At 68.6% G+C, this 26,923-nt stretch carries 22 protein-coding genes; 3 read left to right on the top strand and 19 right to left on the bottom strand.

Annotation, left to right across the window (positions count from 1 at the left end; all coding sequences use genetic code 11):
- Window positions 1-3 precede the first annotated feature (3 nt).
- On the top strand, window positions 4-1,041 hold the full coding sequence (locus OHA58_RS03560) for a helix-turn-helix domain-containing protein (RefSeq protein WP_405476283.1): 1,038 nt from the start codon (window positions 4-6) through the stop codon (window positions 1,039-1,041).
- A gap of 142 nt (window positions 1,042-1,183) precedes the next feature.
- On the opposite strand, the gene OHA58_RS03555 is transcribed toward OHA58_RS03560, so the two are convergent.
- The 15 genes from OHA58_RS03555 to OHA58_RS03485 form a co-directional block, all read right to left on the bottom strand.
- Window positions 1,184-2,140 (bottom strand): zinc-binding dehydrogenase, encoded by a 957-nt coding sequence (locus OHA58_RS03555; RefSeq protein WP_405476280.1) that lies wholly within the window; start codon window positions 2,138-2,140, stop codon window positions 1,184-1,186.
- An 89-nt stretch (window positions 2,141-2,229) separates the two neighbouring features.
- Entirely contained in the window at window positions 2,230-3,150 is a 921-nt protein-coding gene (locus tag OHA58_RS03550) for an SDR family NAD(P)-dependent oxidoreductase (protein WP_405476278.1), read from the bottom strand.
- Window positions 3,151-3,263: 113 nt separating this feature from the next.
- Complete coding sequence (locus OHA58_RS03545) at window positions 3,264-3,509, bottom strand: hypothetical protein (protein WP_405476276.1); 246 nt, start codon at window positions 3,507-3,509, stop codon at window positions 3,264-3,266.
- A 54-nt stretch (window positions 3,510-3,563) separates the two neighbouring features.
- Entirely contained in the window at window positions 3,564-4,874 is a 1,311-nt protein-coding gene (locus tag OHA58_RS03540; protein WP_405476273.1) for a dihydrolipoamide acetyltransferase family protein, read from the bottom strand.
- Entirely contained in the window at window positions 4,874-7,057 is a 2,184-nt protein-coding gene (locus OHA58_RS03535) for a thiamine pyrophosphate-dependent enzyme (RefSeq protein ID WP_405476270.1), read from the bottom strand. The genes OHA58_RS03540 and OHA58_RS03535 overlap by 1 nt, the downstream gene beginning before the upstream one ends.
- An 81-nt stretch (window positions 7,058-7,138) precedes the next feature.
- The gene (locus tag OHA58_RS03530) at window positions 7,139-8,398 is read right to left on the bottom strand and encodes a Xaa-Pro peptidase family protein (protein WP_266557474.1); all 1,260 of its coding nucleotides are present in this window, start codon (window positions 8,396-8,398) and stop codon (window positions 7,139-7,141) included.
- Between the two features lie 47 nt (window positions 8,399-8,445).
- Window positions 8,446-9,579 (bottom strand): 12-oxophytodienoate reductase, encoded by a 1,134-nt coding sequence (locus OHA58_RS03525; protein WP_405476267.1) that lies wholly within the window; start codon window positions 9,577-9,579, stop codon window positions 8,446-8,448.
- Window positions 9,579-9,884 (bottom strand): muconolactone Delta-isomerase family protein, encoded by a 306-nt coding sequence (locus OHA58_RS03520; RefSeq protein WP_266557470.1) that lies wholly within the window; start codon window positions 9,882-9,884, stop codon window positions 9,579-9,581. The genes OHA58_RS03525 and OHA58_RS03520 overlap by 1 nt, the downstream gene beginning before the upstream one ends.
- Window positions 9,885-9,899: 15 nt before the next feature.
- The gene (locus tag OHA58_RS03515; RefSeq protein ID WP_405476264.1) at window positions 9,900-11,480 is read right to left on the bottom strand and encodes an FAD-dependent oxidoreductase; all 1,581 of its coding nucleotides are present in this window, start codon (window positions 11,478-11,480) and stop codon (window positions 9,900-9,902) included.
- A 58-nt stretch (window positions 11,481-11,538) separates the two neighbouring features.
- Window positions 11,539-12,096 (bottom strand): nuclear transport factor 2 family protein, encoded by a 558-nt coding sequence (locus OHA58_RS03510; RefSeq protein WP_266557466.1) that lies wholly within the window; start codon window positions 12,094-12,096, stop codon window positions 11,539-11,541.
- Between the two features lie 236 nt (window positions 12,097-12,332).
- Window positions 12,333-13,121: an enoyl-CoA hydratase/isomerase family protein gene (locus tag OHA58_RS03505; protein WP_405476262.1), complete on the bottom strand. Its 789-nt coding sequence runs from the start codon at window positions 13,119-13,121 to the stop codon at window positions 12,333-12,335.
- A 49-nt stretch (window positions 13,122-13,170) separates the two neighbouring features.
- Window positions 13,171-14,763, bottom strand: a complete 1,593-nt coding sequence (locus OHA58_RS03500; protein ID WP_405476259.1) for a CocE/NonD family hydrolase — start codon at window positions 14,761-14,763, stop codon at window positions 13,171-13,173.
- Window positions 14,764-14,831: 68 nt separating this feature from the next.
- Window positions 14,832-16,436, bottom strand: coding sequence for a flavin-containing monooxygenase (locus OHA58_RS03495; protein WP_405476257.1), 1,605 nt, complete (start codon window positions 16,434-16,436; stop codon window positions 14,832-14,834).
- A 51-nt stretch (window positions 16,437-16,487) separates the two neighbouring features.
- Window positions 16,488-17,636: a MaoC family dehydratase N-terminal domain-containing protein gene (locus OHA58_RS03490; RefSeq protein WP_405476254.1), complete on the bottom strand. Its 1,149-nt coding sequence runs from the start codon at window positions 17,634-17,636 to the stop codon at window positions 16,488-16,490.
- Window positions 17,636-20,290 (bottom strand): acetate--CoA ligase family protein, encoded by a 2,655-nt coding sequence (locus tag OHA58_RS03485; RefSeq protein WP_405476252.1) that lies wholly within the window; start codon window positions 20,288-20,290, stop codon window positions 17,636-17,638. Before OHA58_RS03485 ends, OHA58_RS03490 begins: the two co-directional genes overlap by 1 nt.
- 164 nt (window positions 20,291-20,454) lie before the next feature.
- On the opposite strand from OHA58_RS03485, the gene OHA58_RS03480 reads away from it, so the two are divergent.
- Window positions 20,455-21,243, top strand: coding sequence for an IclR family transcriptional regulator (locus tag OHA58_RS03480; protein WP_405476250.1), 789 nt, complete (start codon window positions 20,455-20,457; stop codon window positions 21,241-21,243).
- 6 nt (window positions 21,244-21,249) lie between these two features.
- Here the strand turns inward: OHA58_RS03480 and OHA58_RS03475 are convergent, their stop codons facing one another.
- Window positions 21,250-21,789 (bottom strand): nuclear transport factor 2 family protein, encoded by a 540-nt coding sequence (locus tag OHA58_RS03475; RefSeq protein ID WP_266557452.1) that lies wholly within the window; start codon window positions 21,787-21,789, stop codon window positions 21,250-21,252.
- Between the two features lie 967 nt (window positions 21,790-22,756).
- On the opposite strand from OHA58_RS03475, the gene OHA58_RS03470 reads away from it, so the two are divergent.
- Window positions 22,757-24,121, top strand: coding sequence for an MFS transporter (locus OHA58_RS03470; protein WP_405476246.1), 1,365 nt, complete (start codon window positions 22,757-22,759; stop codon window positions 24,119-24,121).
- A gap of 94 nt (window positions 24,122-24,215) precedes the next feature.
- Here OHA58_RS03470 and OHA58_RS03465 read toward each other — a convergent pair whose 3' ends face one another.
- The 3 genes from OHA58_RS03465 to OHA58_RS03455 all read right to left on the bottom strand — a co-directional run bounded on the left by OHA58_RS03465 (window position 24,216) and on the right by OHA58_RS03455 (window position 26,873).
- Window positions 24,216-24,986, bottom strand: coding sequence for an SDR family NAD(P)-dependent oxidoreductase (locus OHA58_RS03465; RefSeq protein ID WP_266557450.1), 771 nt, complete (start codon window positions 24,984-24,986; stop codon window positions 24,216-24,218).
- A gap of 113 nt (window positions 24,987-25,099) precedes the next feature.
- A complete protein-coding gene (locus OHA58_RS03460) occupies window positions 25,100-26,032 on the bottom strand; it encodes an SDR family NAD(P)-dependent oxidoreductase (RefSeq protein ID WP_266557448.1) in 933 nt (310 codons plus the stop codon).
- Window positions 26,033-26,102: 70 nt separating this feature from the next.
- Window positions 26,103-26,873 carry an SDR family NAD(P)-dependent oxidoreductase gene (locus OHA58_RS03455; RefSeq protein WP_405476243.1) on the bottom strand — a complete coding sequence of 257 codons (771 nt, stop codon included), beginning with the start codon at window positions 26,871-26,873 and terminating at the stop codon, window positions 26,103-26,105.
- Window positions 26,874-26,923 lie beyond the last annotated feature (50 nt).

Below are 26,923 nucleotides of genomic sequence, written 5' to 3'. Positions count from 1 at the left end.
GCGATGAAGCTGAACTCGTACCAGAACCTGCGCGTGCCGAACTTCAGTGTGCACGCGCTGTGCCAGCTGCTCCAGGAAGCGGATCTCGACTGGCGAACCGCGCTCGCGAATGCCGAGATCGACCCCGGCGCGCTGAATCGACCGGGAAGCACCATTCCTGCAAAGAAGGAGCTGGCATTCCAGCTTCAGTTCGTCGCTCTCACAAGAGATCGCGTCGATCTTTGGGTGCGGGCAATGCGTGCTTACACGACGAGTACCTACGGCGTTCGCGGAATGGCCCTGGCGACCGCCCCGACCGTTGAGGCGTGGGTGGAAGTTGCCAGCGCAACTGACAATGCCCCTGGGCTCCTCGAAATCAGGCCTCTCCGAGCATCAGGTGGGGCAGTGGTGGGAATTGAATACGCCTATCCTGACGCCCCGGACGAGTTGATCCCGTTCAGCGTGTACCGTGATCTATTTGCCAGCACCCGATCACTCGCGTGGCTGTACGGAGACGCCTTCCCTTTCACTCAGGTCGAAGTGCCTATCGCAGAAATATCGCCCGAGGCTTTGGCGTACGTTTCCTGCGAAATCGAATGTGGCGCAGAGGCGTTGCGGCTGCGGTGGAGCCCTGCTACATCGAAGGAGGAACTGCCCTTCGGTAACGCATTCCAGCACGAGGCATGGGTCAGAGCGGATACCCAGATCATCGACTCATTCAGGGCGACTGGCGACTGGCCCCACACTGTCGCGAAAGTCATAAGGGCCGCGCCCAATCTCTACCGCACATTGGCAAATGTGGCCGCGGCGCTGCAAGTCTCCCCACGTACCCTGCAACGCAAGCTTGAACTCACGGGCAAAGACTTCGGCCGGGTGCGAGACGAGACTTTGAGTGAACTGGCCTGCGATCTGCTCTCGAATACAGATCACTCCGTATCGGAAATATCCCGCAAGCTGGGCTATACGGATCCGGCCAGCTTCACCATGGCCTTCAAACGGTGGAGGGGGATGCCTCCGACGGCGTTCAGGGAGGCTTCTCGGTACAGCGCCAAGAATTCCTAACGGAAGTGGTTGGCCGTGTGACTGTTGGTGTGTCCGCTCGCTCGGCCCCCGGCAGCTTCTGCCGGGGGCCGACCATACTGAGACACCTCTGTGGGTACCGTTCGCGCGCGCAGGCGGCGAGGAGGATCGACCGTCCGGGGCCTCAGTGATCGTAGGCAGCAACGATGCGGCCGACGACTCCGCCCTTGCGGAGGCGGTCCAGACCTTCCGGGATTTCGTGCGGTGCGATCCGGTTGATCGGCGGGTTGAGTGCTCCGCTGCGCATGAGTTCGTACAGCTCGGCCAGGTCCTGTTGGGTGCCCGAGAGGGAGCCGAAGATACGCAGCTGCTTGAAGATGAGGGCCTGGGTGTTCACCGTGGCCTGCAAGCGGCCGAGGCCGACTTGCACGAGCGTCCCGGACTTGCCCAGCGTCTCCACCGCTTGAGCGGTGGTGGTTCCGAAGCCCGCGTAGTCCACGATCAGCGGCAGATCCTTGTCGGCGAACTCGATGATCGACTCGGCGACGCCCGCCAGCCCGATCTCGGCGGCGAGCTCCCGTGAGGACGGGGAGATGTCGGCGGCGTAGACCTCGGCTCCCTTGAGGACGGCGACACGCGCGCCGATGTAGCCGAGCCCACCCAGGCCGATCACGCCGACCCGCATGCCCTTCTTCAGGCCGCCGACGGTGACCATGGCGTGGTACGAGGTGATGCCCGCGTCGGTCGCCATCACGCCCAGCTCGAAGGAAAGCTCGTCGGGCAGGCGTACCAGGTTCGCTTTGGTGGCCCGGATCTTGGGGCCGTAGCCGCCGTCCCAGGCGCCATAGCCGATGGCGTCGCCGTCGGGCATCACGGGTGCCAGCCCGACGCGGTCGCCGACCTTCCAGTCCTCCATTCCGGGGCCGACCTCGCTGATCACCCCGGCATTCTCGTGCCCGAACGTCATCGGAATGCGTGGGAACGACTTCATCCACTGTGGGTCGTCGAGCGCGCCGACATCCGAGTGGCACAGGCCGGCGGCCTTGACGTCGACGACGACCTCGCCCGGCCCCGCGTGCGGGTCCGGTACCTCTTCCAGGGTCAGCGGCTGGCCGGTTCCGTGGAATCGCCATGACTTCATTGGTCTCACTTCTCCTTTGCTGCGGGAGACACGTACGGTCGGCGCATTGCTCCCACTTGCTGTCGCGGACGCGGGTCCTTTTGGTCCGATCACGCGGTTGCGGGGTCGAACACGACGACTCCGGGCTCGACAAGCCGCGCGTCGGTGTTGGTCAGGGTGCCGTACGGCTGAAGGCGGTCGCGGAACATGTCGTCGAAGGCCCGCTCGACGTCCTGCACGGTCCACGAGTCGCGCGTCAGCGGCCGGTCCAGGACCTGGGGATGGGTCATCAGGTGCAGCTCGCGCCCGTTCGCGAGGCGTACGACCTGACCGTTGACACCCTTGCTCAGGTCGGACAGCAAGTAGAGAACGACGGGCGCGTTCGTCGCGGGCGGCGGCGCGACCGCCTGCCCGCCGAAGTACTTCGTGTAAGCGGCCGTACCAGCGTCCATCATGGGCGTGGAGGCATGCGGGGCCATGGCATTGACCCGGATGTCCCCGCCCTGGCCGCCGAACTCGTTTGCCCAGGCGTACGTGAGCGAGGCGACCGCACCCTTGGCCGCCGCGTACGCGCTCATCATCCGCAGACCGACCTGCGCGCCCGAGGTTACGTTGACGATGGACCCGCTGCCCTGCATCGCGGCGAGCCCATGAACCGACATGAAGTAGGTCCCGTAGACGCCGATGTCGATGTGCCGGCGAATATCGGCCTCGGTTTCGGTGCCCGCGACCGCAGGATTCAGGTAACCGGCGTTGTTCACCAGGCCGTCGAGCTTGCCAAAGCGTTCCACAGCTGCTGCGACGAGCTTCTCGCAGCTGTCCCAGTCGGTGACGTCGGAGACGACCGCGAGAGCTTCGCCGCCCGCCTCGTTGATCGACGCGGCGACCGCCTCGACAGGCTCCGCGTTGATGTCCGAGACGACGACGCGCGCCCCCTCGGTGACGGCCGCACGCGCGTACGCCTCGCCGAGACCGCGGCCTGCGCCGGTTATGAGGACGTGCTTGCCCTGGAGGACTCCCGTGCTGGGCATGGTTCAAACTCCCTTGTCTGAGCTGGTCTGGTCTGGGTGTCATGTCGCTCGGGCCGGTGCGGCCGGAGGGCATCGGTCACCACCGTGTCGGTGTAGGCGTGGTTGCAGCAGAGCTACTCGACCTTGTCTGTCAGCCACACAGCGACCGCGGTTCCTCGCTTGTCGCGGCCGGCGCTGCCTGCGTTTGTGCTGTCCCAGGTCAACTGCTTGGCGATGATGGGCAGGGTCTCCCAACGGCCCTTGCTGTACTCGAGGCCGCCCCCGACGACGACGGACGTCGCGTCGGAGTCGAGCACGCCGTGGGGAGCCTCGAACGCCGCGCCGTACTGCTCCTCCGGCGGGGTCTGCGCGGGTCGCACCTGCTGGGCGCATCCCTGCGTCCCGACCGTCGAGCTCAGTCATGTTCGGGCCTCTCAGACCAGCAGCAGCATCGGGTTTTCGATCCGCTCGACGAACGCCGTGAGCCACTGTGCGGCGAGCGCGCCGTCGATCACGCGGTGGTCGGCCGAGAGCGTCACTGTCATCACCGTGCCCACGGCCAGCTCTCCGTCGTCCACGACGGGCACTTGTCGGACCGCGCCGACCGCTAGGATCCCCGCCTGCGGCGGGTTGATGATCGCGGAGAACTCCTGGCTTCCGTACATGCCGAGGTTCGACACGGAGAAGGAGCAGCCCTCGAGCTCGTGCTGCCTGAGGCGCCCGGCCCGGGCGCGCTCGGCGAGGTCCCGCACGGTGAGCGCTATCTCGCTGACGGCCAGCCGGTCCACGTTGCGTACGACGGGGGTGACGAGCCCGCCCTCGATCGCGACGGCCACCGCGACGTCGACCGTGAGGTGGCGGTACAGGACGGTCTCGCCCCAGGTGGCGTTCGCCTCCGGGATCGCACGCAGGACTCCCGCGACGGCCTTGAGTACGAAGTCGTTGACCGACACCTTGACGTCGGCGACCGCGTTGACCTGCTTGCGCAGGGCAAGCAGCTCGTCGACCCGTGCGTCCGCGACGAGGTAGAAGTGCGGCACCGAGGTCTTGCTCTCGGTGAGACGGCGGGCGATCGCGCGCCGCATGGAGGTCAGCGGGACCTCCTCCACGCCGTCCGGGGCGGAGGCGCCAGAGGCCGGCGCCGCAGGTGCGGCGGGTGCCGGTGCCGGGACGGGCGACGCAGTCGCTGCAGGCTCGGTGCCGGACGCCGCCGGGGACATGGGAACATCGCGTCCCTCGCGGACCGCGCCCTCGATGTCACGGCGCACGATACGGCCGTTCGGTCCCGTCCCCGTGACCGTGGCGAGGTCGATGTCGTGCTCCTTCGCCAGCCTGCGCACGAGCGGGCTGGTGAAGCGTCGGCCAGAGGGCTCGGCCGGCCCACGGGCGGCGGAGCAGGACTGGGGCACGGCGCTCAAGGCCTCGGCCGAGGGGGCGGCAGGGGCAGTGGCTGCGGGGGAGGAGGTGGCCGGTGTCGCCCCGCCGGGCACCCCCTCCACGGCCTCGCCCGGCGCGCCGACCGCGACGATCGGGTCTCCGACCGTGACGGTGGCGCCCTCGTCGGCGAAGAGGTGCAGTACGGTCCCCTCGACCTCGGAGGCGTACTCGACGACCGCTTTGTCGGTCTCGATCTCGGCGAGGGTTGTGCCGATGGCGATCTCCTGGCCGAGTGCGACCAGCCAGGTGGTGATCGCGGCCTCGGTGGTGTCGGCGAGCACCTCGGGCATGCGCACGATAGTGGCCATCAGGCACCCCCCATCCCGGCGCGGACCTGCCCGATTCCCGCGACGACCTCTTCGGTGCGGGCTATGGCGGCGCGCTCGAGCACCTTGGAGATGCTGGGGCTGGCCTCCGAGCCGGTGACCCGCTGGACGGGCTGGTCGAGCCAGTCGAACAGGCGGCGGTGGAGTTCGTCGGCGAGCCACCCGCCGTACGAGGTGCCCTTGGCACCTTGCTCGACGATCAGCACGGCGTTGGTCTTCCGCACCGACGTCTCGATGGTCTCCCAGTCGACTGAGGCGCGGTCGAGCCAGCGCAGGTCGACAACGTCGGCGTCGAGACCGGTCTCCTCGACCGACTCCAGGACGTGGTGGACCATCGATAGGTAGCTGATGATCGTGACGTCGGAGCCCTCGTGCCGCAGTGCGGCCTTGCCGAACGGCAGTTGGTAGTCAAGGTTTTCGGGGATCTCGTCGGCCCGGGCGTACAGGTCGACGTGCTCGATCACGAGCACCGGGTCCTCCAGAGCTAGTGCGGCGTTCATCAGGCCGACGTAGTCGGCGGCCGTCGACGGTGCGACGATCCGCCAGCCGGGGCTGGTCGCGAAGACGCCTGCGGGGTCCATGAGGTGCTGGGAGCCGTACCCGGAGCCCATCGCGACCTTGGTGCGCAGCACGAGCGGCACGGGGTTGACGCCGCCGAACATGTGGCGGGCCTTGCCGATCTGGTTGAAAACCTGGTCGGCGGCGACCCACATGAAGTCGGGGTACATGAACTCGACCACGGGACGGAAACGACCGTCGAGGGCAAGGCCGCCCCCGAGTCCGACGAAGGCGTTCTCGCTGATCGGGGTGGGGAGGACGCGCTCGGGGAAGCGCTTGGCCAGGCCTTTGGTGGCTCCGTTGGTGCCACCACCGAGGCGGTGCACGTCCTCGCCCATGACGACGATCCGGTCGTCCTGCTCCATGCGGCGGCCCATCACGGCCGAGACGGCGTCGATGAACTTGCCGCGCTTGCCGACGACCGGAGTGGTCGCCGGGTCGAGCGTGCGCGCGCCGTCCAGCTCGCTGGTGTCACCACGCAGACCCACGTCGACGAACTCCGGCTCGGGCCACAGCTCGGGGCGGATGCGCCGCTTGCCGTCGGCATCGGGGTCGGCCTCGAGCAGCTGTGCGGTGACTTCGCGCATCGCCTGCCGTGTCTGATCGCGCACCGAGTCGACCTGGGCCTGGCTCACTAGGCCCAGGCCTTGCATCTCCGTGGCGACGCGCAGCAGCGGGTCGCGCTCGCGCCACGCCGCCTCCTCTTCCTTGGTGCGGTAGCCGAAGGCGCTGCCGGGATAGGGCCCGTTCTGGTGGAAGAAGCGGTACACCTCGGCCTCGATGACAGCCGGGCCCTCGCCTGCACGCATCCGTTCGGCGGCCTCGGTCGTCGCGAGGTGCACGGCGAGGGGGTCCATGCCGTCGACGCGCCAGCCCGGCACGCCGAACCCTTGGCCGCGCACCGACAGGCGGGGGTCGGCGGTGATCTCGGAGACGTGCGTGGAGACGCCGTAGAGATTGTTCTCGATGAAGAACCCGGTGGGGAGTTTCCACACGGCCGCGAGGTTCATGCTCTCGAGCACGGAGCCAATCTGGCCGGCTCCGTCGCCGAAGTAGTTGATCGTCAGGTCGGTGGTTCCCGCATGCTTCTGCGCCCACGCGTTGCCGGTGGCCATCGGGGCGCCGCCGCCCACGATCGCGTTGGTGCCGAGCGCCCCTGCCTCGAACCACTGCAGGTGCATCGACCCACCGCGCCCACGGCAGTACCCCTGCGCGAGACCGAGGATCTCGGCGAGTGTCTTCTGCAGGACGTCACGGATCTCGGGCGTGACGAGGGTGGTGAGGTCGGAGCGGACACCGCCCACGTGGGTCAGCGCCTTCGCGAGGAACTGGTGGTGCCCGCGGTGGGACCCGTTGACGGCGTCCGTCGAGCGCAGGCCGATGATCGAGCCGACCGCTCCGCCCTCCTGGCCGATGCTCGAGTGGGCAGGCCCGTGGACGAGCCCCTCGCCGGCGAGCTCGAGCACGGTCTCCTCGAAGGAGCGGATCAGGTGCAGCTGGGCCAGCACGCCCGCGAGGAGCGCGGGGTCGGCACGCTTCCAGTCCGCGGGGGTGGTACTCAGCTCGACCCACGGGGTCTGCGTGTCCAGTTGCCGATGCTTCGGCATGGTCGTCCCTTCAGCGCACGCCGGCGTGCGCGTCGTCCTCGTGGAAGTGGTGTGGGGCGCGGGATGGAAGAAGCGCCGGTGTCAGGCGGCGGTCTGGATCATCTCGTCGCGCTGGTAGTGGTCGAGCAGCTCGGCGCCGTTGGCGGTGATCACGACGAGGTTCTCGAGCCGGACGCCGCCCACGCGGTGCTGCCCTTCGATGCCCTCGATCGCGATGACCATGCCTTCCTTGATCTCCTCGGGGTGGTCGAAGGACCACTCACGGGTGATCACCGGCGGGTTGTAGTGGATGGCGCGCGAACCGGCGTTGACCAGGCCGACCCCGTGTCCGAGCTCAAGGCTGAAGCACTCGGTCTCCGACCCGAAGCCCAGCTCCTCGGCGGGGGCGAGCACGGCCGCGACGTCCGCGGTGCTCGCGCCGGGACGCATCAGGGAGATCGCGTGGTCGAGGCGGTCGGTGAGCTTCGTGTACGACGAGCTCTCCATTGCGGTCGGCGCGCGGCCGACAATGAACTGGCGGTACAGACACGCGGTGTAGCCCATGTAGGACGTCCCGCAGGTCAACAGGTAGGCGAGGTCGCCGTATTCGACGATGCGGTCGCCGCCGCTGATCCCCCGCGGGAAGGACAGCGGGCCCGACAGCAGGCGGGCCGCGCCGGCCTCGGCGCCCGCGTCCTCGATGGCGCGCCGGGCTGCGGTCGCGAGCTGCGCCTGGCGGACGCCGGGGCGCAGGTTCGCACGGACCGTCTCGTAGCCGGCGGTCGCCAGGCTGGCGGCCATGGAGATACAGGCGATCTCGTCGGCCGTTTTGACGGTCCCGCACTCGAGCAGCAGTGGCAGGCCGGGGACCGTGTCGATGCCTGCGGCGTGGAGAGCACGCATCCCCGCCTCGTCGATCTCGCTCACGGCGAGCTGCTCGCCCGTGAGGGACCGCTCGGCGAGCTCGTCACGGATCTGCGCGGCGAAAGCGGCGGACAGTTCCGTGATCGCCGAAGCAGGGGCCACGCCGCCCAGCCAGGAGATGGCCGGACGCCACTCGGACACCCACGGCGTCTGGTCGGGCATCTGCTGCAGGGAGCCCGCGGGGGAGAACACGACCGGGTCGCCCTCGGCGAAGAACAGGGCGTATCCGGTCTGCAGCTGGAATTCACCCCAGTGGAATCCCGTGAGGTAGCGGACGTTGTCGGCGCCGGCCAGCAGAAGCGTGGGCACACCCTTCGCGCGCATGAGCGCGCGCATCCGGTCTGCGCGCTCGCGGCGCATCCGGTCGATGTCCACGCCGACGTGGAGCTCGGAGCGGGCAGGGCCGAAGTGGAGCTTCTGGTGGTGTCGAGGGGGCATTGGGTGCCTTTCTTCGCGTACTGGGACCGCGGGGCGGGAAGGCGGGCTCAGGTGCCGCTGAGCGTGTGCCGGGTCCGGTCGAACGGGACGACCCGCTCGAGCCCGCCGTCGCGGACCTTCTCGACCCACGCGGGGTCCGCGATCAGGGCACGGCCGAGGGCGACCACGTCGAACTCGCCGGCGTCGAACTGCTCGGCGAGCAGCTCCAGGCGTTCCTCGAGCGACTCGCGGATCACGACGGGGACCTTCTCGGCAGCGGCCCCGGCGCCGCGGAACTCGGTGTCGACCCCGACGGACCCGACGGTGATGACGTGCGCCCCGGTGAGGCGCTTCGCCCACCCGGCCAGGCTGAGCGTCGGGTCGTCCTCGGGGAACTCGGGCAGCCAGTGGCGCCGGGTGGAGGCGTGGAGGACGTCCACCCCGGCATCGACCAGCGGCACGAGGAGGCTCTCGAGGTCGTGGGGAGTCTCGGCGATGCGTTCCGTGTAGTGGTCGGCCTTCCACTGCGAGAAGCGGAAGACGATCGCGAGGTCGTCGCCCACGGCGCCCCGCACGGCCTTCACGATCTCGGTCGGCAGGACGGTGCGGTTGCCGTAGCGGTCCTCGCGCTGGTTCGTGCGGTGCCAGAGGAACTCGTCGAGCAAGTAGCCGTGCGCACCGTGCAGTTCGACGCCGTCGAATCCGATCCGGCGGGCGAGCGCGGCCGCCTCTGCGAAGCTCGCGACGACCGCGTCGATTTCGGCGGTCGTCAGGGGCTCGCCGAGCGGTCTCCCGTCGAGATCGAGGCCGGACGGCGACTGCGGTGGCACCCCCGGGTTGAGCGGGGAGGCGGTGCCACGCAGCGCCCCCACGTGCCACAGCTGCGGGACGATCGCCGAACCCTCGGCGTGCACGGCATCGACGACCTTCCGCCAGCCGTCGGCCGCGGGATCGGTGAGGTGCGGCACCGTCACTTTGTGCCCCGACGCCTCCCCGCCGACGTAGGTGCCCTCGGTGATGATCAGCGCCACTCCGCCCGCAGCACGGGCCCGGTAGTGCTCGGCGTTCTCGGCCACGGGTATCCCGGTAGGCGACATTTCGCGGGTCATCGGGGCGAGCGCGAACCGGTTGCGCAGGTGCAGCGACCTGACGTTCAGCGGCGAGTGCAGCGCGTCCAAGAGACCGCGGGTGGGCGCGCCCATCACTCGCCGCCCGCCTGGATCTGCTCCCATCGGACGGTGGACGGGTGGACGACCAGCGGTGTCACCGTGATGTCGAGGTACTGGAAGAGCGGCAGGCCGCTGATCAGTGTGTGCAGCTCGTCGTTGTCCTCGACGTCCCAGACCGCGAGCGTGGCGTATGCCCCGGCCTTGCGCCAGACGTGCAGCTGCTTGCCGGAGCGCCGGGCCTCCATCCCGTAGTTGCTCTCGGCCTGCGTCAGTGCCTCCCACGCGTCGGCGTCGAGCGTCTCGGGCTTGCGGACTTGAATGTCCACCAGGAAGAGCATGACTGTTCTCCTCTCTCAGGCGGGCTGGACCACCGGCGTACCGGTGATCGCGGCCAGCGCCTTTGCGACTGTGGCGGGGGTGTCGTCGGTGACACGGGCCAGGACGTGGCCGTCCGGGCGGACGAGTACGGCGCCGTCGGCATGGATCCCGTAGGTGGCCAGCGCCCCTGGGGGCAGGGCGACGGACGTGGCGGGCACACCGTGGTCGGCGGCTGCACGGATCGCCTCGTCCGCGGCGCGTGCTCCGGTGGCGGCGAAGACCGTCACCCCTGCGCCGAGCACGTCGAGGGCCGAAGTGGTCCGGGCCTCGTCGAGCCACACGTGCGGGGCCCGCTCGCCGGGGGCGGCGCTCGGGGTGTACGTGCTGACCGGCCACGGGCCGTGGGGCTGGCCCGGCTCCAGGACGACCGCCCCCTGGTAGTAGCGGTAGCCGATGTCCAGGCCCAGGTGGTGGAAGTTCTCGGTGCGGAATGTGCGTGGTCCGTCGTGCTCGGCCCCCACATGCGACCGGAAGTTCAGGACCGCCTCCTCGCGGTCGAACAGCGCGACCGGGCGCCGCTCCGGGCCGTAGGTGTCGAGCAGCGCTGGGCTGGCCCAGCCCCGTAGGACGGCGGCGAGCTTCCAGGCGAGGTTGTGGACGTCCTGGATGCCGGCGTTCTGGTTGAACCCGCCGTAAGGAGGCATGACGTGCGTCGCATCGCCCGCGAGGAAGACCCGGCCCTTCTGATAGTCGCTCGCCACCCAGGCGCCGACATCCCACGTGCGACAGTCGATGATTTCGACGTCCAGGTCGGGATCCCCGGTGGCCAGGCGGAGTTGCTCCTGCCAGTCGACCTGGTCGACCGGCAGACGGTCGAGGATCGGAGGTCGGCCGAGCATCGCCACGCGTCCTTCGGTGTCGACCGGTGCGAACACCACGGTGCCGACGGTGTCCGGGTTGTCGATGTAGATGAAGGCGGACTCGCTGTCCGTGCGCGACCTGATGAGATCGGAGCGGAACAGCACACTCACGGACTGCTGCAGTGAGGGCTCGCCGTCACGCTCGATGCCGAGCTGCTCCCGGATTCCGCTCTGCGCACCGTCGGCGCCGATCACGTAGGCCGCCTCGACCGTCGCGGTGCTGCCGTCCAGCCGGGAGCGCAGCTCGAGCCGCACACCGTCCTCGATCTCGGTCACCGACAGGACCTCTGTCGACAGGCGGACGTCGACGGGAGGCCGCAGCGCGGCCTCGCGCAGGACCGGCTCCAGGATGTCCTGCGAGCACAAGAACACCTCGAGAGGGAGTGGGGAGAGGTCGTTCTCGCCTCCGTCGGGGACGACCGAGGACTCGACGACGTCACTCCAGGGGGAGACAACGTCCTTGCCGAGAAAGCGCACGGGAGGAGTTGCGAGCCCGGCGGCGCGCACCCGCTCCTCGATGCCCCATGAACGGAAGATCTCCATGGTGCGGACGTTCACGGCGCGGGACTTCGGGTGGAGCGCGGGCTCGGCATGCTTGTCGATCACCATGACGCTGATGCCCCGGCGGGCCAGGTCGATCGTCGCGGTCAGCCCGACGGGCCCGGCGCCGACCACCGCAACATCGATGCGGGTCATAAAAGTGTCCTAACGCGAAATCGCCGTCACATTTTGAGAGTTGAGCCGTTGGATGGGTTCACCAGTCGGCGTCGTAGATCGGGTCGTCCGGATACAGGCCACCGAAGACCGAGGTGGACGGGATCTTGAACAGCTCGGTGTAGTCCGCCTCCGGTCCCAGGCGCTGCGCCCAGTCCCACACGCAGGTGCGCGACAGCACCTTCCACACGCCCTGGCGGTGCTCGCAGAGGTCCCGGTAGCGCCCGCAGAGCACGTCCGAGGGGCCGCCGTCCGGGCGCACCCGCACGTAGATGAACGCCGTCTCCCGCCGCGCGCGATCGCCGTCCAGGTCGACCAACATGTTCGTCACGTAGTGGTTGGCCCGGTGGCCGAGCTGCTCCTGGAGCTCCATCGTCCAGTCGCAGAAGTCGTGTGAGGTGCCCACGAACATGCCGTGGTTCTCGGTCGACTCGGGCCAGTAGGTCGACTTCATGAGATCGAGCTCCTTGCGGTCCATGCCGCGGCAGTAGCGCGCCATGTTCTCCGAGAGTTCCTGCTTGGCGAGCAGGGTGCGCAGTCGCTCCCGCTCGGTGCCCGTCAGGGGGCCTGTGGCGCTCGTCGATGGTGTGTCGGCCATCTTCGATGCCTCCTTGCGTGAGTGCTTTCGGGGCGGCCCGGGGCCAGGATTGGCCCCGGGCCGGGCAGCCAGGTGGCGAGCGATCTCCGGGGACGGGGCTGCATCGGGAAGGCCGTCGGCACCTTCGGGAACAGCGGGAGGACCATCCTCAGGACGTCGTACGGCCTCGGGGGGACCGGCAGGAACATGCCGGCAGCGGCTCGGCGATCACGCCGTCGTGTCCTGGCAGGGGCGGCTCAGGCCGACTCCTCCACCTTCGTGGGCTGCCAGCCCGTGCCGATGGCGACGAGGCCCTCGGTCATCATGCCGTGGCTGACGCCTTGGAGCATGACCTTCTTGAGCTCGGCGAGCATGAGCATGCGCGTGCTGCGCAAGGTCAGTTGGGGCTGCTTGACGATCTGGCGGGCCAGCTCGTATGCGCGCGTCACCACCTGGTCCTTGGGGACGACCTCGTTGACGGCACCCCACTCGAGGGCCTTCTGCGCGTCGATCTCCGTGCCGGTGAGAAGCATGTAACGGGCGCGGTTGAGGCCGATCACGGTCGGCCAGATGACCTGCATGCCGTCACCGGGGACGACGCCCACCGAGAAGTGCGGGTGGTCGCCGAACACGGTGTCCTCCGACGCGATCGAGATGTCACACAGCAGCGCCTGCTCACTGTGGACGCGTGCGGGGCCGTTGATCGCCGCGATCATGGGCACCTCGATCTCGAGGTGGTCGAGCACGAGGCGCTTCGCGTCGGCATGGAGCTTGATCCAGATCTCAGGGGTGACCCAGCCCTTGTCCGGGATCGGGACCTCCCGGTCGATGAAGGTCTCGCCCCCGCCGGTGAGGATGACGGCCTTGTTCTCCGGGTCCTTGCCGATGTCGCCCCAGACCGACGACAGGTTGTCGTGGACGTCCGTGCCCCAGTAGACCTCGGCACCGTCGGTGTGGATCGTGACGAGGAGGATGCCGTCCTCGTCACGATCCAGCTTGAGGTGCTTGTACTTGTCCTTGTAGTCGGCGAAGCGAGTCACAGTCATGGTGTCTTCTCCTTGAAGGTGGGGTGGGGTCCTGCTCTGGGGTGGAGGTTCAGACGACGTCGAGGTGCAGCGCCGGGGCCCGCTCAAGCACGGAGAAGCCCGCGCGGGGCCCGTCCTCGAGACGTGGGAAGTCCGACGACGGGGCCCGCTCAAGCACGGAGAAGCCCGCGCGGGGCCCGTCCTCGAGACGTGGGAAGTCCGACGCGGCGACGGTCAGCGACAGGCGCGTTCCCCGGTCGAGTCGCACGGCGGTCGGCCCGAGATCCACGCTGACCGTCTCGCCCTGCCTGGCGCTGGCGGTGGTGCGACTGGAGCCCTCGGCCAGCAGCACCGACTCGCCGTCCTGGTTGGTCGTCGACAGCTTGACGACGACCGCAGTGGGAGCATCGCTCGCCACGGCGAGCGTGCAGGTGATGCCCCCGAGGACGTCGGTGTCCTCGGGCAACGGGTCGGAGACGAGCGCGACGACGTCGTCGCGCTCGCTCAGGGGTCCTTGGGGGCGGGGGCCGGCGTTCGCGGCGACCTTGTACCCGGGGAAGAACGTGCGCCCGCCGATCGTCGGGACGGGCTCGGCCGACACGAGAGCGTGCGGGGAACCGTCCACGCGCAGCGGGACCTCGACCGGCCGGGCCTCTTGCGGAGGCCAGGTCGAGAAGGACCGCCACTCATTGGCACCCATGACGAACGCGGTGACGGGGTCGGCGGGCGCCGGGCCGCCGTCACGCAGCGTCTCGAACCAACCGAGCTGGAGCCCGGTCGGGTCGAGCGCGTCGAACGACGCCGCCGGACCGTAGGTGTGTCCGGGGAACCAGCCACCCATCACGCCGTGCGCCCAGGGACCGACGAGCAGCCGGTCGTGCGGCTGCCGGGTGCCGGCGGCATCGCGGCGGGTGTAACTGGCGACGGATCCTGGTCCGAAGATGTCGAACCACCCGGAGATCACAAGCACGGGCAGGCGGACGCGCCCGGCCGCCTCGGGGTCCACGATCTCCCCGCTCCGGTCCCGCCAGTCCGGTAGGTAGGGGGCGAGGTCGCCCGCGGCCTTGATGAGGTCATCGAATGTGCGGCAGCTGCCATCCGTCACGCCCTGGACGAGGGCGGCGGCGCGGGCGCGGTCCTCGGGGGTGAGGTCCTTACTGCTGGCCGCGAGCACGGACACCCAGTGCGCGAGGAATCCGAACGTCAGGTTCTGCTCCTCGTGCGTCCAGCCCGTGGTGACGTCGTCCGCCGTGCTGCCCGGCACGATGCCCAGGAGTCCCTTGGGTGCGCGGGTGGCGGCCAGCCACTGGGTGATGCCCACGTACGAGCCGCCGACCATGCCGACGTGCCCGTCGGACCACGGCTGTTCGCGGACCCACGCGATTGTGTCGGTTCCGTCGTCGGCCTCGTGTGCGAAGGGGACGAAGGTGCCGCCGCTGCGAAACCGGCCGCGTACGTCCTGGACGACGACGGCCCACCCGCTCTCGGCGGCGCGCAGCACGTTGATCCAGGTGTTGGCGTGTGCGGGATCGTCCTTGCTGTAGGGGGTGCGGATCAGCACGGTGGAGCGGGGTTCCGCCCCCTCGGGCCGGTAGACGTCGGCCGCGAGGACCGTGCCGTCGCGCATGGTGACGGGGACGTGCTTGTCGACGACGAGACTCATGACCACCTCCTCGTGGTGTCTCTGATGCGGTCGGCGGACCAGCAGGCCGGCCGACCGGCAGGTCCGGGTCAGCTGGTGAACTCGAACCCCTCGTACTTCTCGCCGAGGTACTCGTCGACGTCAGCGACGTAGCGGTCGAACCCGCCCGCGTACGGCAGGAAGAAGCGCGACCCGTCGTACCGGTTGACGTGCACCATGTAGTTGTCCACGGCCCGGCGCAGCATCGGCTCGGCGATCTCGTTGCAGTGGTCGCCCCACTTCTTCTCGGCGTCGAGGGTCGGCTCGACGCGCTCGGCCCTCGCCTCCTCGGCGTAGCCGATGATCTTGTCGACGAGGTCGACGTGGTAGTTGTTCAGCGTGAAGAAGTTCGCCAGCACGCTGGGGCTCTGGATCCCCGTGAGGGTGAACAGGTTGGGGAAGGCGTTCGACATGAGCCCCAGGTAGGTCTGCGGCTTGTACGCCCACCGGTCGCTGGGCTGCTGCCCGTGCTCGTTGCGGACGTTGGCCTGGTCCAGGGCGCCGGTGAACGCCTCGAACCCGAGGGCGAACACGATGACGTCGACCTCGTACTCGGCCTCGCGGGTCTTGATGCCGGTCGCCGTGATGCGCTCGATCGGGTTGTCGCGCATGTCGACGAGAGAGACGTTGTCCTGATTGAAGATCGGGTAGTAGCCGGTGTCGATGACCAGTCGTCGGGTGCCGAGGGGGTACGACGTCGGCATCAGCTTTGCCACGGTCTGCGGGTCATCGACCTGCTGGGCGACCTTGCTGCGCACGAACTGCGAGACCACGTCGTTGATCTCGATGTTCGTTCCCTGGTCGGTGAACGTGCTGAGCAGGCACTGCCCGCCGAACGCCCACCGGGTCTCCAGGATCTGCAGGCGCTGCTCGGGCGAGTAGTCGACGCCGCGGCCCACGGGGGGCGGCAGCACATACCCGACCGGCGTCGCGTAGCTCTCGTCGCGGAACTCCAGGACCTTGCGCGACAGACGCTCCTTCTTCACCGGGTCGGCCGGACGGTTGTGCGCCGGGACGACGTAGTGCGGGGTGCGCTGCATGACGTAGAGGTGCCCGGCTGTCTTGGCGATCTCGGTCGCCGCTTGGACGCCCGAGGAACCCGTGCCGATGACGGCGACCCGCTTGCCCGCGTAGTCGACGGGCGTCTGCGGCCAGTGGGAGGTCTGGTACCACTCGCCCTCGAAGTCGCCCAGGCCCTTGAAATCGGGGTCTTTGGGACGGGACAGGTTGCCCGTCGCCATGACCAGGTAGCGCGCCCGCACCGTGCGGCCGGTGTCGGTCTTGATCAGGTACCTGTTCTCCTCCGGATTCCACTGCGCCGACGTCACCCGAGTGCTGAGCGAGAGGTTGCGGCGCACGTCGAGCCGGTCGGCGACGTAGTTCAGGTAGCGCAGGATCTCGGGCTGGGCGGCGTACCGCTCGCTCCAGTCCCAGCCGGTGTAGAGCTCCTCGTCGAACATGTACGAGTAGCTGTCGCTCTCGAGGTCGACGCGGGCGCCCGGGTAGGCGTTGTGGTACCAGACGCCGCCCACACCGGGCGCCCCTTCGAAGCCGTGCACGGAGTGCCCCAGCTCGGCGAAGCGGTGCAGGGCGTAGATGCCGCCCATCCCCGCGCCAACCACGACGACCGAATACTCTTCAACCTGACCGTTCACTGGACACTCCTTCTTCAGCGCACGTCCTCGGGCACTGGGGGAACCGGCCGCTCAGGCCTCGGGCAGAGAGACGGTCGCGACGGCGGTCGTGGTCTCGACGCCCAGTTGGTTGACGGCCTTGAGCGTGAGTTCGGCGCAGGCGCCGTGCGTCTCGTCCTCGGATACGCGGGTGACCTCGCCGCCGATCCACTGGGTGTCACCGAAGACGCCGGGCTGCTTGATGCGCACGGAGATCTTCAGGAGGTCGGCGTCGTCGCCCATCCAGTTGGTCACGCAGTGCGTCATCCAGGACACGCGCTGGTTGCCGTTGTCGTAGGCGCCGGGCATTCCGATGGCGCGGGCCATCGCGGCGTCCTGGTGACCGAGGCTCGGGAACGGCTCGGACAGGAAGTGCTCGGGACCGAGGTTGGTCGGCGCCAGCGGGTGGCCGTTGCGCACACGCTCCTGCTGGCGCACGCGCGTCTCGACGCCGCGGTAGCCGGCGGTGCCGATCGCACCCGCGTAGTAGGCGGTCATGGTGATCAGGTCCAGGGGACCCTTGACGACCTTGGGGATCACGTCACCGACGTGCACGGTGCCGGCGAAGCGGGCACGCGGTCCGCGGACCTCTTCGGCGAGGATCTCGGCACGGATCTCGGCCATCTCCTCGTCGGTGTACAGGTGCGGGTCGCGGGGCTCGTGCATGCGTGTGCTCTCGGTGCTGCGAGCGACGCAGACGATCGTGTTGCGCACGGTGCCGACGAGCTCCTCGCCGACGAAGTAGTCGGTGCGGCCGACCTGTTCGACCAGGCGGCCGGAGCGGCGGCCCTCACGTTCGCGCACATCCTCGACGAAGGAGCGGGCCCTGATGCGCTCGCCCAGGCGGATCGGGCGGTGGAACTCGACGTCGGCGCCGAGGTGGAGCGCCTGCAGACCCTCGGACATGCCCATCGCGAGCTCGGCGTCGCAGACTGAGTACAGGAAGGTCGGCGGGGCGACGCGGGTGGCGAAGCGCGTGTTCCTCGCGTACGTCTCGTCGAGCCACAGGGGGTTCTCGTCACCGATGCCCCACGCGTAGTGGCGGATCGTGTCGGCGCTCGCCTCCTCGTTCCACTGGACGACCACGGCCGATTGGCCGATGAAGCTCTTCATGTAGGCGACGTCCTCGTCGCTGATCTGCTTGCTGGGGACGGCCTTGCCGGTGGGGGCGGTGGTGGTCATCAGTTCGTTCCTTCCGGAGTGAGGTGGACAGACACGACGGCGTCGACGACCGTGACGGTTGCCGTCTCGGGGTCTGCCAGGATCGGGTTGAACTCGAACTCGTGGACGTCCCCGCGCTGCTCCGCCCACGCGATGAGGTCCATCACCGCGTCGGTCAGGGCGTCGAGGGTGTGTGCGCCTGGGGCTTTGCGCAGCCCGGCTGCGACGACGTGCACTGCGGTGATCGCGTCGCGTACCTCGGGGCGCGAGGTGGGCAGCGGCAGGATGCCGATGTCGTCGATGGCCTCCGTCATGCTGCCGCCGGCGCCCAGGACCAGCACGGGGCCGAACTCGGGGTCGCGGCGCAGGCCCACGAGCACCTCGGTCTTGCCGGGGGCCATGGTCTGTACGGAGATCGTGGCGTTCTCGGACTGGATGGCGGTCAGACGGACTGCTGCATGGCGCGCGTTCTCGGTGCTGTCGACGCCGATGAAAACGCCCCCTGCGTCGGCCTTGTGGAGGATGTCAGGGTCGTCGATCTTGATCGCGACGGGGAAGCCGATCTCCTCGGCTGCGCAGACGACGGACTCGACGTCGCGTGCGGCACGGCTGGCGGGTACGGGGATGCCGGCCGCGGCGAGCTCCTCGGCGATCTCCCGGAACGTGAGGTGCTCGGTTGTGCCGGCAGCGGACGCTGAGCGCAGGGACGTGCCGACGAGGCGACCGCGCGCGGCGCGCGTGCGCCGGACCTTCGACCACGAGGCAGCGGACGCGATCGCGTCGAGGGCGCGGGTGGCGGTCGGCAGCGCGATCGCTCCTGCGGCGCGCAACACCTGAGCCTGCTCGGTCGTGACGCGGTCGTCCTCGGACAGCGGGACGACGACGACCCGTACACCCTCCGGGGCGTCCATCGCCGCGATGCCGGCGGCGAGTTCGTCGAAGTCGTGCGCCAGGCGCGTCGCGGTGACGATGACCCACCCGCCCGTCGAGGTCGTGACCACGCTGTCGACGATGCGTACGTAGTCGGCGGTGGTCAGCTGCACGCCGACGTCGACGGGGTTGCCCACGTGGTCGCTGCCCACGGCCGCGGCGATCCTGGCGGCTGCCTCGGTACCGAGGTCGCGGAAGGTGAGGTCGCGGTCCTCCGCGAGGTCGTTCCAGAGGACGGCCTGTGCGCCGGAGGTGGTGACGACTGTGAGCTCGTGGTCGTCTCCGGCGAGCCTGCCGGCGAAGACATCGAACGTCTCCGTCAGATCGAGGAGCTGCTCGGGCGAGGTGCATACCGACCCGAAGCGGTGGCGCAGGACGCTCTGGGCGACCCGGCCGCTGCCCGCGAGCTTCCCCGTGTGCGACCGCGCGCCGAGCGCGCCGCGGGCGGAGCGCCCGAGCTTGAGCACGGCCACGGGGACCCCGCGCTCGCCGGCTGCCGCAGCCGCGGCCTCGAGGTCGTCGCCCGGACGGAAGCTCTCGACGATGGAGGCCAGGGCATGCGTGTCCTCCTCGGCGGTGAGCCAGCCGACCCAGTCGGTGAAGCCCAGCGAGATCTCGTTGCCGGAGCTGCTCCAGGCGCTCAGCCCGCTGACGCCGCGCGCGACCAGGGACTGCATGAGCGCGTTGCCCAGCCCGCCGCTCTGGCTGAACAGCGCCACGTGCCCGACCGGAAGAGGGGCGCGCTGCAGGACTGACGAGAACGTCGCGGTCAGGGACCGGCCGACGTGCATGAAGCCGATGCAGTTGGGGCCGATCAGGCGTGTGCTGCCCCCGGCGAGCACCGCACGAATCTTCTCGTCGCGGTCGTGCCGGCCGGTCTCGCCGAACCCGCTGGCGAAGGCGACGGCGAAGGGGACGCCCATGACCACGGCCTCGCGCAGGTCCTCGATCACGCGGTCTGCGGGGCCGACGAGCACCGCGACGTCCGGGACCTCGGGCAGGGCGGAAAGCGATGGGTACGTGGATATCCCGAGCACCTCGTCGTGGAGGGGGCTGACCGCGTAGTACCGCCCGTCGAACCGGAGCCGGGACAGGTAGTCGAGCGTGCGGCCCGACGTCTTCCATGGGTCGCGGGAGGGGCCGACGACGGCCACACTCTCGGCCCGAAGGGGGTTGTCGATCCGGGGCGTCCGCGGGCCGGCCGGGTCGGGCTCCGTGGCCCCGGCGGTCCGGCGGACCTCGCCGGGGCGACGCACGTCGGGAACCTCGATCGCCTCGATCACGGCACCGAGGTCCTTCTCGGTGTCGAAGTAGGCGAACCCGCCATCTCCGTTCAGGCCGTAGCCCCGGGCCGTCTGGGTCACGAGGTACCCCGACTCGGCCATGCGGGCGATCGCTCCGTCCAGGTCGTCCACGAAGACGCCGAGGTGGTGCAGGCCGACGTGGCCCTCATCGAGGAAGTCCTGGTAGATGCTCGGGCCGGTGATCGGCTGGATGAGCTCGACCTGCGGGCTGGAGCCGCCCATGGCGAGCAGCATCTCGAACCTGCCCTCGGCGTCGCCGTAGCGGGACCAGCGCAAGAACTCAGGTGTGTAGTGGTAGCAGGTCCACTCCTCGATCCCGAACATGCGGCCGTAGAGGTCGAGCGCGGCGTCGAAGTCGTTGACGAGGATCCCGATCTGCCCGACGTCACCGATCGGCGTCGATGCGATGGGAGGGACTGCCAGCGGCGGCGTAGCCGTCATGGTGTCTCCAGTTCCGCCATGGAAAACTATCGCCATGCGATAGAGGCTTTCGCGATGAGGCATTCCTAGTGGGCGGCTGAGCGCGGTGTCAATGGATGTGACAACCGCATTGCGAATCGATGTCGCCCAAACTTTCACCATGTGAGTGATATCCTGGTGGGGTGATGGCCAGGAACTCTGAATCTGACCCTGCGGCACCTCGCGACCTGGTCCAGTCGGTCGTCCGGGCCCTCGACATCGTTGACATCGTCGCCGAGAGCGACACGCCGCTGCGTGCGCAGGTCATCGCGCAGCGCGCGGGCCTGCACCTGGCCACGGTGTCGCACCTGTTGTCCACCCTCGTGTACACCGGCTATCTGCAGCGTCATGAGCGCGAATACAGCCTGGGGGGCGGCAAGATCCTCTCCCTGAGCTCACGCGTCGAGGCGGACTGGCGGCCCAGCCGGCAGGCCTACGACATGCTGGAAACCGTCGTCAGCACGACCGGAGAAACGGCCTACCTGTCGGCGTGGCACGACGGAGACGTGACCATCGTGGCGATCCAGGAGGGGTCACATTCGGTGCGCGTGGCCGACCTGCGCGTGGGGGTGTCGGGAGACATCCATGCGCGCGCGTCGGGCAAGGCGCTCCTCGCGTACGGCGCGCCCGCAGCGGTCGACAGGCTCGGGGATGCCGACGGGAAGCTGCCGGCACGCACCGAGCACACGGTGACATCCCGCGAGGCACTCGTCGCCGAACTCGAAAGGACGCGCGAGCGCGGGTACGCGATCGACGAGCAGGAGTACGTGAATGGTGCGTGCGGGCTCGCGGTCCCGATCTTCGAGGGCGCGCGGTGGCCGCAGACGGCCCTGTCGATCACGACGCCCCTGCACCGCTACGAGGACCCTGAGCACCGCGAGCTGTACGTCAAGGCCCTGCGCAGGGTGCGGGAGCTGGACGCGTCGATGGGCTGAACCTGCTCATTGGGCGAATTCGGTGGGGGCGCTCTTGATCCAGTCCTTGTAGATCGGGTCGTCCTCACGCCAGGCACCCCAGTGCGAGACCCGGGGGACATTCACGGTGCCCCAGTCGGTGTTGGTCTCCCTCACGTCGATCCAGTCCCAGACGCAGGTGCGGTGGAGGATCTTCCACTCTCCGTCGCGCTTCTCGCACAGGTCGCGGTAGCGGCCCGCCTGGTACATCGTCATGCCGGTCTCCTTGAAGGGCACGACGCAGATGAACATCGACTCGCGCTTGGCGCGGTTGCCTTCGATCTCGGACAGGACGTTGGTGACGTGGTGGCTGCAGCTGAGGATCTGGTCCTCCCAGGCGAGCGCGGCATCTGCCCAGCCCGGCCCGTCACCGACGTACGCTCCGTGGTTGTCCCAGGAGTCGGGCCAGTAGGCCGACAAAATGAGGTCGCGGTCGTGGCGGTCGGCCCCGCGAACGTACAACATCAGGTTGTCGTGGAGAGCCTGCTTGTCCCAGAGTTCCACCAGCTGAGCATCGGTCAGAGTCATTGAGAACCTCGCCCTCCTGCGAAGTCGAGGGCCGCGTCGTCGCTGACCCTCGCCAGGAAAGACGGTAGGAGGAGGCGGCCGGGGAGCGTGCTGGGAAGACACGACATCCCACGAAGAATGCACGCCAAAAAGCACGGAGCTGTCGTTCACACGGCGGTGGCGGCGGCCTGAGGAGCGTCGTCAGAAGGGGGCCGTCCAGCCCAGGGCTGGGGAAACGCACCCTGTTCGGGCCGTAGTTGACGGCGCTCGTGGCGTCGGCCACCTGCAGCAGGTCGGTGGACAGGCCTCCCGGGTATCAGGCCCCCCTGCGTACCGGCGACGGTGCGCCCCCACGGTCAGGCCGCCGGCTTGGGTGTGTCCCTGCAGGGCCAACTGGTGCGGATCAACGGGGCGTTCGCCGTCGTGGTCGCGATCTCCGCCGACCGCCCCGGCCGGACGACGAGACCGTCACCCCGCCCCGGGCGCGAGGTTGGCCTTCTGAGACACCGCACGCCAACCTCTTTTCATTTCGTATTGCGACTACTACCTTCGCGATGTGCGAGTTGCCTTGGCGGGGAGCTCGCACCAATGAAGGTCACGACGGCGTACTTTCACAGGTGCGTCGTGTCGATCGCAGAGAGGCGAGGTCCTCGAGACACCTCGGCGACCGAGAAGTTACGCAGCCTCTCGTCGATGACACCTTCCTCGACTCCGGCCTTGGATCCAGCTTCTGCCAGAGGTGGGCCCCCCACCGTCGCGGTAGTCGGCTACCTCGCCCCGTGATGCCCCAGACCAGATCACCACCGTTCAGACCGAGGCTGCTCTTCGCCCGGTGACGTGTGCATCGCCGTCAGAGCGGGACATCCACGCTCAACGCAAGCTCGCGCGAGCACCCGAGACTCCATGCCGAGTACGACCGCGCGACCGAGGAAGTGACCGACCACGCAACTGAATTGGCGAAGCAACCAGAGTGAAGGACGGCGCAGGTATGAACATTGTTCCTGAGGTGACCTCCCAGCCGGATCGCTCCATGCTGAGGCGAGTTGCCGCTGCAGGTGGAATCGGCAACTTCGTCGAATGGTTCGACTACGCGCTCTACGGGTACCTCGCCACCACCATCGCCACGGTGTTCTTCCCGTCGCACAACCGGGCCCTCTCCCTGCTGGCGACGTTCGCGGCTTTCGGTGTCTCGTTCCTGCTGCGACCGCTGGGCGGACTGATATTCGGCAAGCTCGGCGACAGGGTTGGCCGGCAGCGCACACTGGCCACGATCATCGTCATGATGTCCGCGTCGACATTCGTGATCGGCCTGCTGCCCACTCACCATCAGATTGGCGTCCTCGCCCCGGCACTCCTCGTTCTGGTGCGTTGCATCCAAGGCTTCTCAGCAGGTGGCGAGGTTGCGGGAGCTGCCTCGTTCACGGTCGAACACGCTCCCGCCGGCAAGCGCGCCACCTACGCGAGTGTGCTGCCGATGAGCAGCTCGCTCGCGTTCGTCGCCGCCGCGGGTCTTACGGCTCTTCTCACGGCCTCGCTCTCCGCGTCGGACTTCAGCTCCTGGGGCTGGCGTCTCCCCTTCCTGATAGCCGGCCCGCTCGGGCTGATCGGCCTCTACATCCGGCGCAGCGTGGAGGACACCCCCGCGTTCCGCAAGGTGCAAAGGGAAGGAAGGGTGGCCACGGCACCTCTGAAGGAGAGCCTACGGACTCAGCGCAAGCCGATCCTGCTGCTGCTCGGCTTCCTGATGACGAACAGCGTCGGGTTCTACATGCTCGCCACGTACCTGCCCTCGTACTTCCAGGAACGGATCAAGCTCGACAGCGACACCGCGCTTTTCACGAACATGGCCGCTTTGCTTCTGCACGTGGTGTTGATCGGAGTCTTCGCGGTCATGGCGGATCGCGTGGGACGCAAGCCGATCATGCTCGGCTCCTGCCTCGCGTTCGTCCTGCTCACTATCCCGGCCTTCCTGCTGGCGCAGCAGGAGTCGATCGGGGCACTCCTGGGGGCCCAGGCGATGCTGGCCACCGCGGAGGCAGGCACCTCTGCGGTGAACAGCCTGCTGCTCGTGGAGATGTTCCCGACGCGAGTGCGGTACACGTCGGCCGCGGTGAGCTACAACCTTGCGTACATGCTCTTCGGGGGGACCGCACCCTTCGTGGCGACCTTGCTCGTATCGCAGACCGGAAGCGGGCTTGCGGTCGCGCTGTACATGACGACCATCGCCGTCATCTCCCTGATCGCCGTGCTGCAGATCCGGGAGACCAAGAACGTCTCCCTGCTAGGAGATGCGGATGTTGAGCAGCCCGCACGCGCGGACACGCCCGTGGCCGGGGGAGAACCTCTGGGCTGACCGGGGCGAACTGAAAGCCGTTCATCGCGCGTCCGCGCCGGCGGGTGGGCTCATGCGTGCGGCGATTGCGTGGCCGGGCGGCCCTCGGGCCGCCCTACTCGGACCCGAGAGCGTCCTGGTTGATCGCACCCTTGCCACCGTCGACCACGAGGTCGACGCCGTTGACGTAGCTGGCCTTGTCGGAGGCGAGGAAGACGACGGCCTCGGAAACCTCGCTCGCGTCCGCGAAGCGCCTCGCCGGGATGTGCTTCGTCACGGATGCGATCGCTTCGTCGGACAGCGCATCCCGGGCCATGGGCGTCATGATGGCGCCCGGCATGACAGCGTTGACCCGGATCGCGTACTTGCCGAACTCGAAGGCAGCCTGCTTGGTGAAGCCTCGGATGGCGAACTTGGACGCCGAGTATGCAGGGTTCACCGTCGTGTCATAGCGCATGCCGGCCAGGGACGAGATGTTGACGATGGAGCCCTTGCCGTTCTCGACCATGGTGGGCAGCACCGCTTGCATGCCGAAGAAGGTCCCGGCCAAGTTGATGTCCATGATGCTGCGGTAGAGGTACTCACTGACCTCGAGGAGACCGACGATCGGGCCGGCGATCCCGGCGTTGTTGACCAGGACATCGACGGTGCCGAACACCGCCTTCGTCTCCTGGACCGCCTCCTCCCAGCTGCCCGGGTCGGTGACGTCGAGCTCGACGAAGAGGGCGTCACCGCCCAGTTCGTCCGCGAGCTTCTTGCCGCTCTCGACGTCCAGGTCGGCGACGACAACCTTCGCACCCTGCTCGACGAACTTCCGGACGTGTGCCTCGCCCATTCCCTTCGCACCGCCGGTGATAATGGCGACCTTGCTGTCCAGGATGCCCATGGCTCTCCTCCTTCTGTCTGCTTTGCTCCTGCTGGGTCTCGCTCCACCGTCAGGGCGTCGGCGCCGCACCTTGCTCACCGAGCCGACCTACTGTTCGGCAACGGCCACCGGACTCACACCCTCTCCACGTTCGCGGCGTCCTCCGGCAGCACCGAGTCCAGCTCGGGAGCGAGATGCACCATCTGGTCACGGAACGACTCGCTCGCGTTGTGGAACACGCGCATCTCGCCGTCCTTCGTCAGGGCCTCGGCCTGCTCGACCCACGCCTCGGGCGTGGCCGCCGCGGCATCGACGCGTTCCATGCCCGCGATGGCCACACGGCCCGCCGCGACACCCGCGATCTCGAATGTGTCGGCGTACGTCGTGGTGTCCTGGTGGGCGAGGTAGGTCACGAAGGCCGACACTGCCTCCGGCGGGACGTTCTTCTTCATGGCCTCCTGCACCACGGGGTTCGGGAACGCGTCCTGAGTCATCGGCGTCCAGGCCACGGGCATGAGCGTCGTCACCTGCACACCGACCTCGCGCGCCTCGATCGCGAGACCGATGCTGAGGCCCCACACCGCGGCCTTGGCCGCGGAGTAGGCCGAGTCGAGCGGCACACCCATGAGGCCGTTCGAGGAGATGTTGATCAGACGCCCGGTGCCCGAGGCCATGAGGTGCGGCATCGCGGCGCGCGACACCTCGACGACGCCCTTGACCGCGACGTCGAAGACGCGCCACCACGTGTCGCGGTCCATCTCCCAGAACGTGCCGAACGCGTTGATGCCCGCGTTGTTCACGACGACGTCGAGCCGGCCGTACGCGTCGATCGCGGTGTGCACGATGGCTTCCGCGCCGGTGACGACGTTGTTGATGTCGACCACGGCGGTACCGCCGTGGTCGATGATCTCTGCAACGACCGAAGCGGCGTTGTCCGCGTTGAGGTCGTTCACGACGACGCGCGCGCCGCGCGAGGCGAGCATCTTGGCGTGAGCGCGCCCCATGCCCTGGCCCGCGCCGGTGACGATCGCGACGCGGCCGCCGAAGTCGAGCTTCTGTGCAGGCATGTCCCTGCTCCTCCTGAGGAGTTCTGCCATGTCGGTGCGGGGCCGCTCTCGCGGCCCCGGGGCGGGCCGTCTACTTGCCCGCGACGTAGCCGCCGTCGACCGGCAGCGTCACACCCGTGACCATCCGCGCCTGGTCGGAGCAGAGCCATACGACGGCGTTGGCCTGGTCCTCCGGCTCTGCCAGCACTCCCATCGGGATGCCCGCCAGGATGCTGTTCCTGAACTCCTCGCCGGGGTTCTGCTCGAAGGCGTTCATCATCATCGGGGTGGCCGTGGAGCCGGGGGCGAGTGCGTTGACCCGGATGCCCTTGGCCCCGTAGTCCATGGCGACGTTCCGGGTCATGCCGACCACGCCGAACTTGGCTGCGGTGTAGGGCGCGTTGTAAGCGATGCCGATCAGCCCGGCGCCGGAGGCGGTGTTGACGATCGACCCGCCCCCGTTCTCCTCCATCGCGCGCACCTCGTGCTTCAGGCAGTAGAAGACGCTGTAGAGGCTGATCTTCATCACGCGGTCCCAGACCGCGCTGTCCATGTCGCCGATCGGCGCGAAGACACCGTTGGTGCCCGCGTTGTTGAACGCGAAGTCCAGCTTCCCGAAGGCGGACACCGTCGCGTCGACGAGCGCCTTGACCTGCGCCTCGTCGCTGACGTCGCAGCGCAGGAACGCCGCGGTGCCGCCCTCCTTCTCGATCAACGCGACCGTCTCGGCACCGGCCTTCTCGTCGATGTCCGAGACCATCACGGAGGCCCGGGCCCGGGCCAGGGCGACCGCGGCCGCCTGCCCGATCCCAGACCCCGCGCCGGTCACCAGACCGGCCTTGCCACTCATCGAACTTGTCATGACTCAGACTTCCTTTTCGGAAGGGCTGCGGCGACGCGGGAGCGCCGCCG

The sequence above is a fragment of the Streptomyces sp. NBC_00009 genome (genome assembly GCF_045040855.1).
GTDB lineage: Bacteria > Actinomycetota > Actinomycetes > Streptomycetales > Streptomycetaceae > Streptomyces > Streptomyces aureus.
Note: the sequence above shows the minus strand (reverse complement) of the source record. Positions and strands in the feature narration are given on the sequence as shown.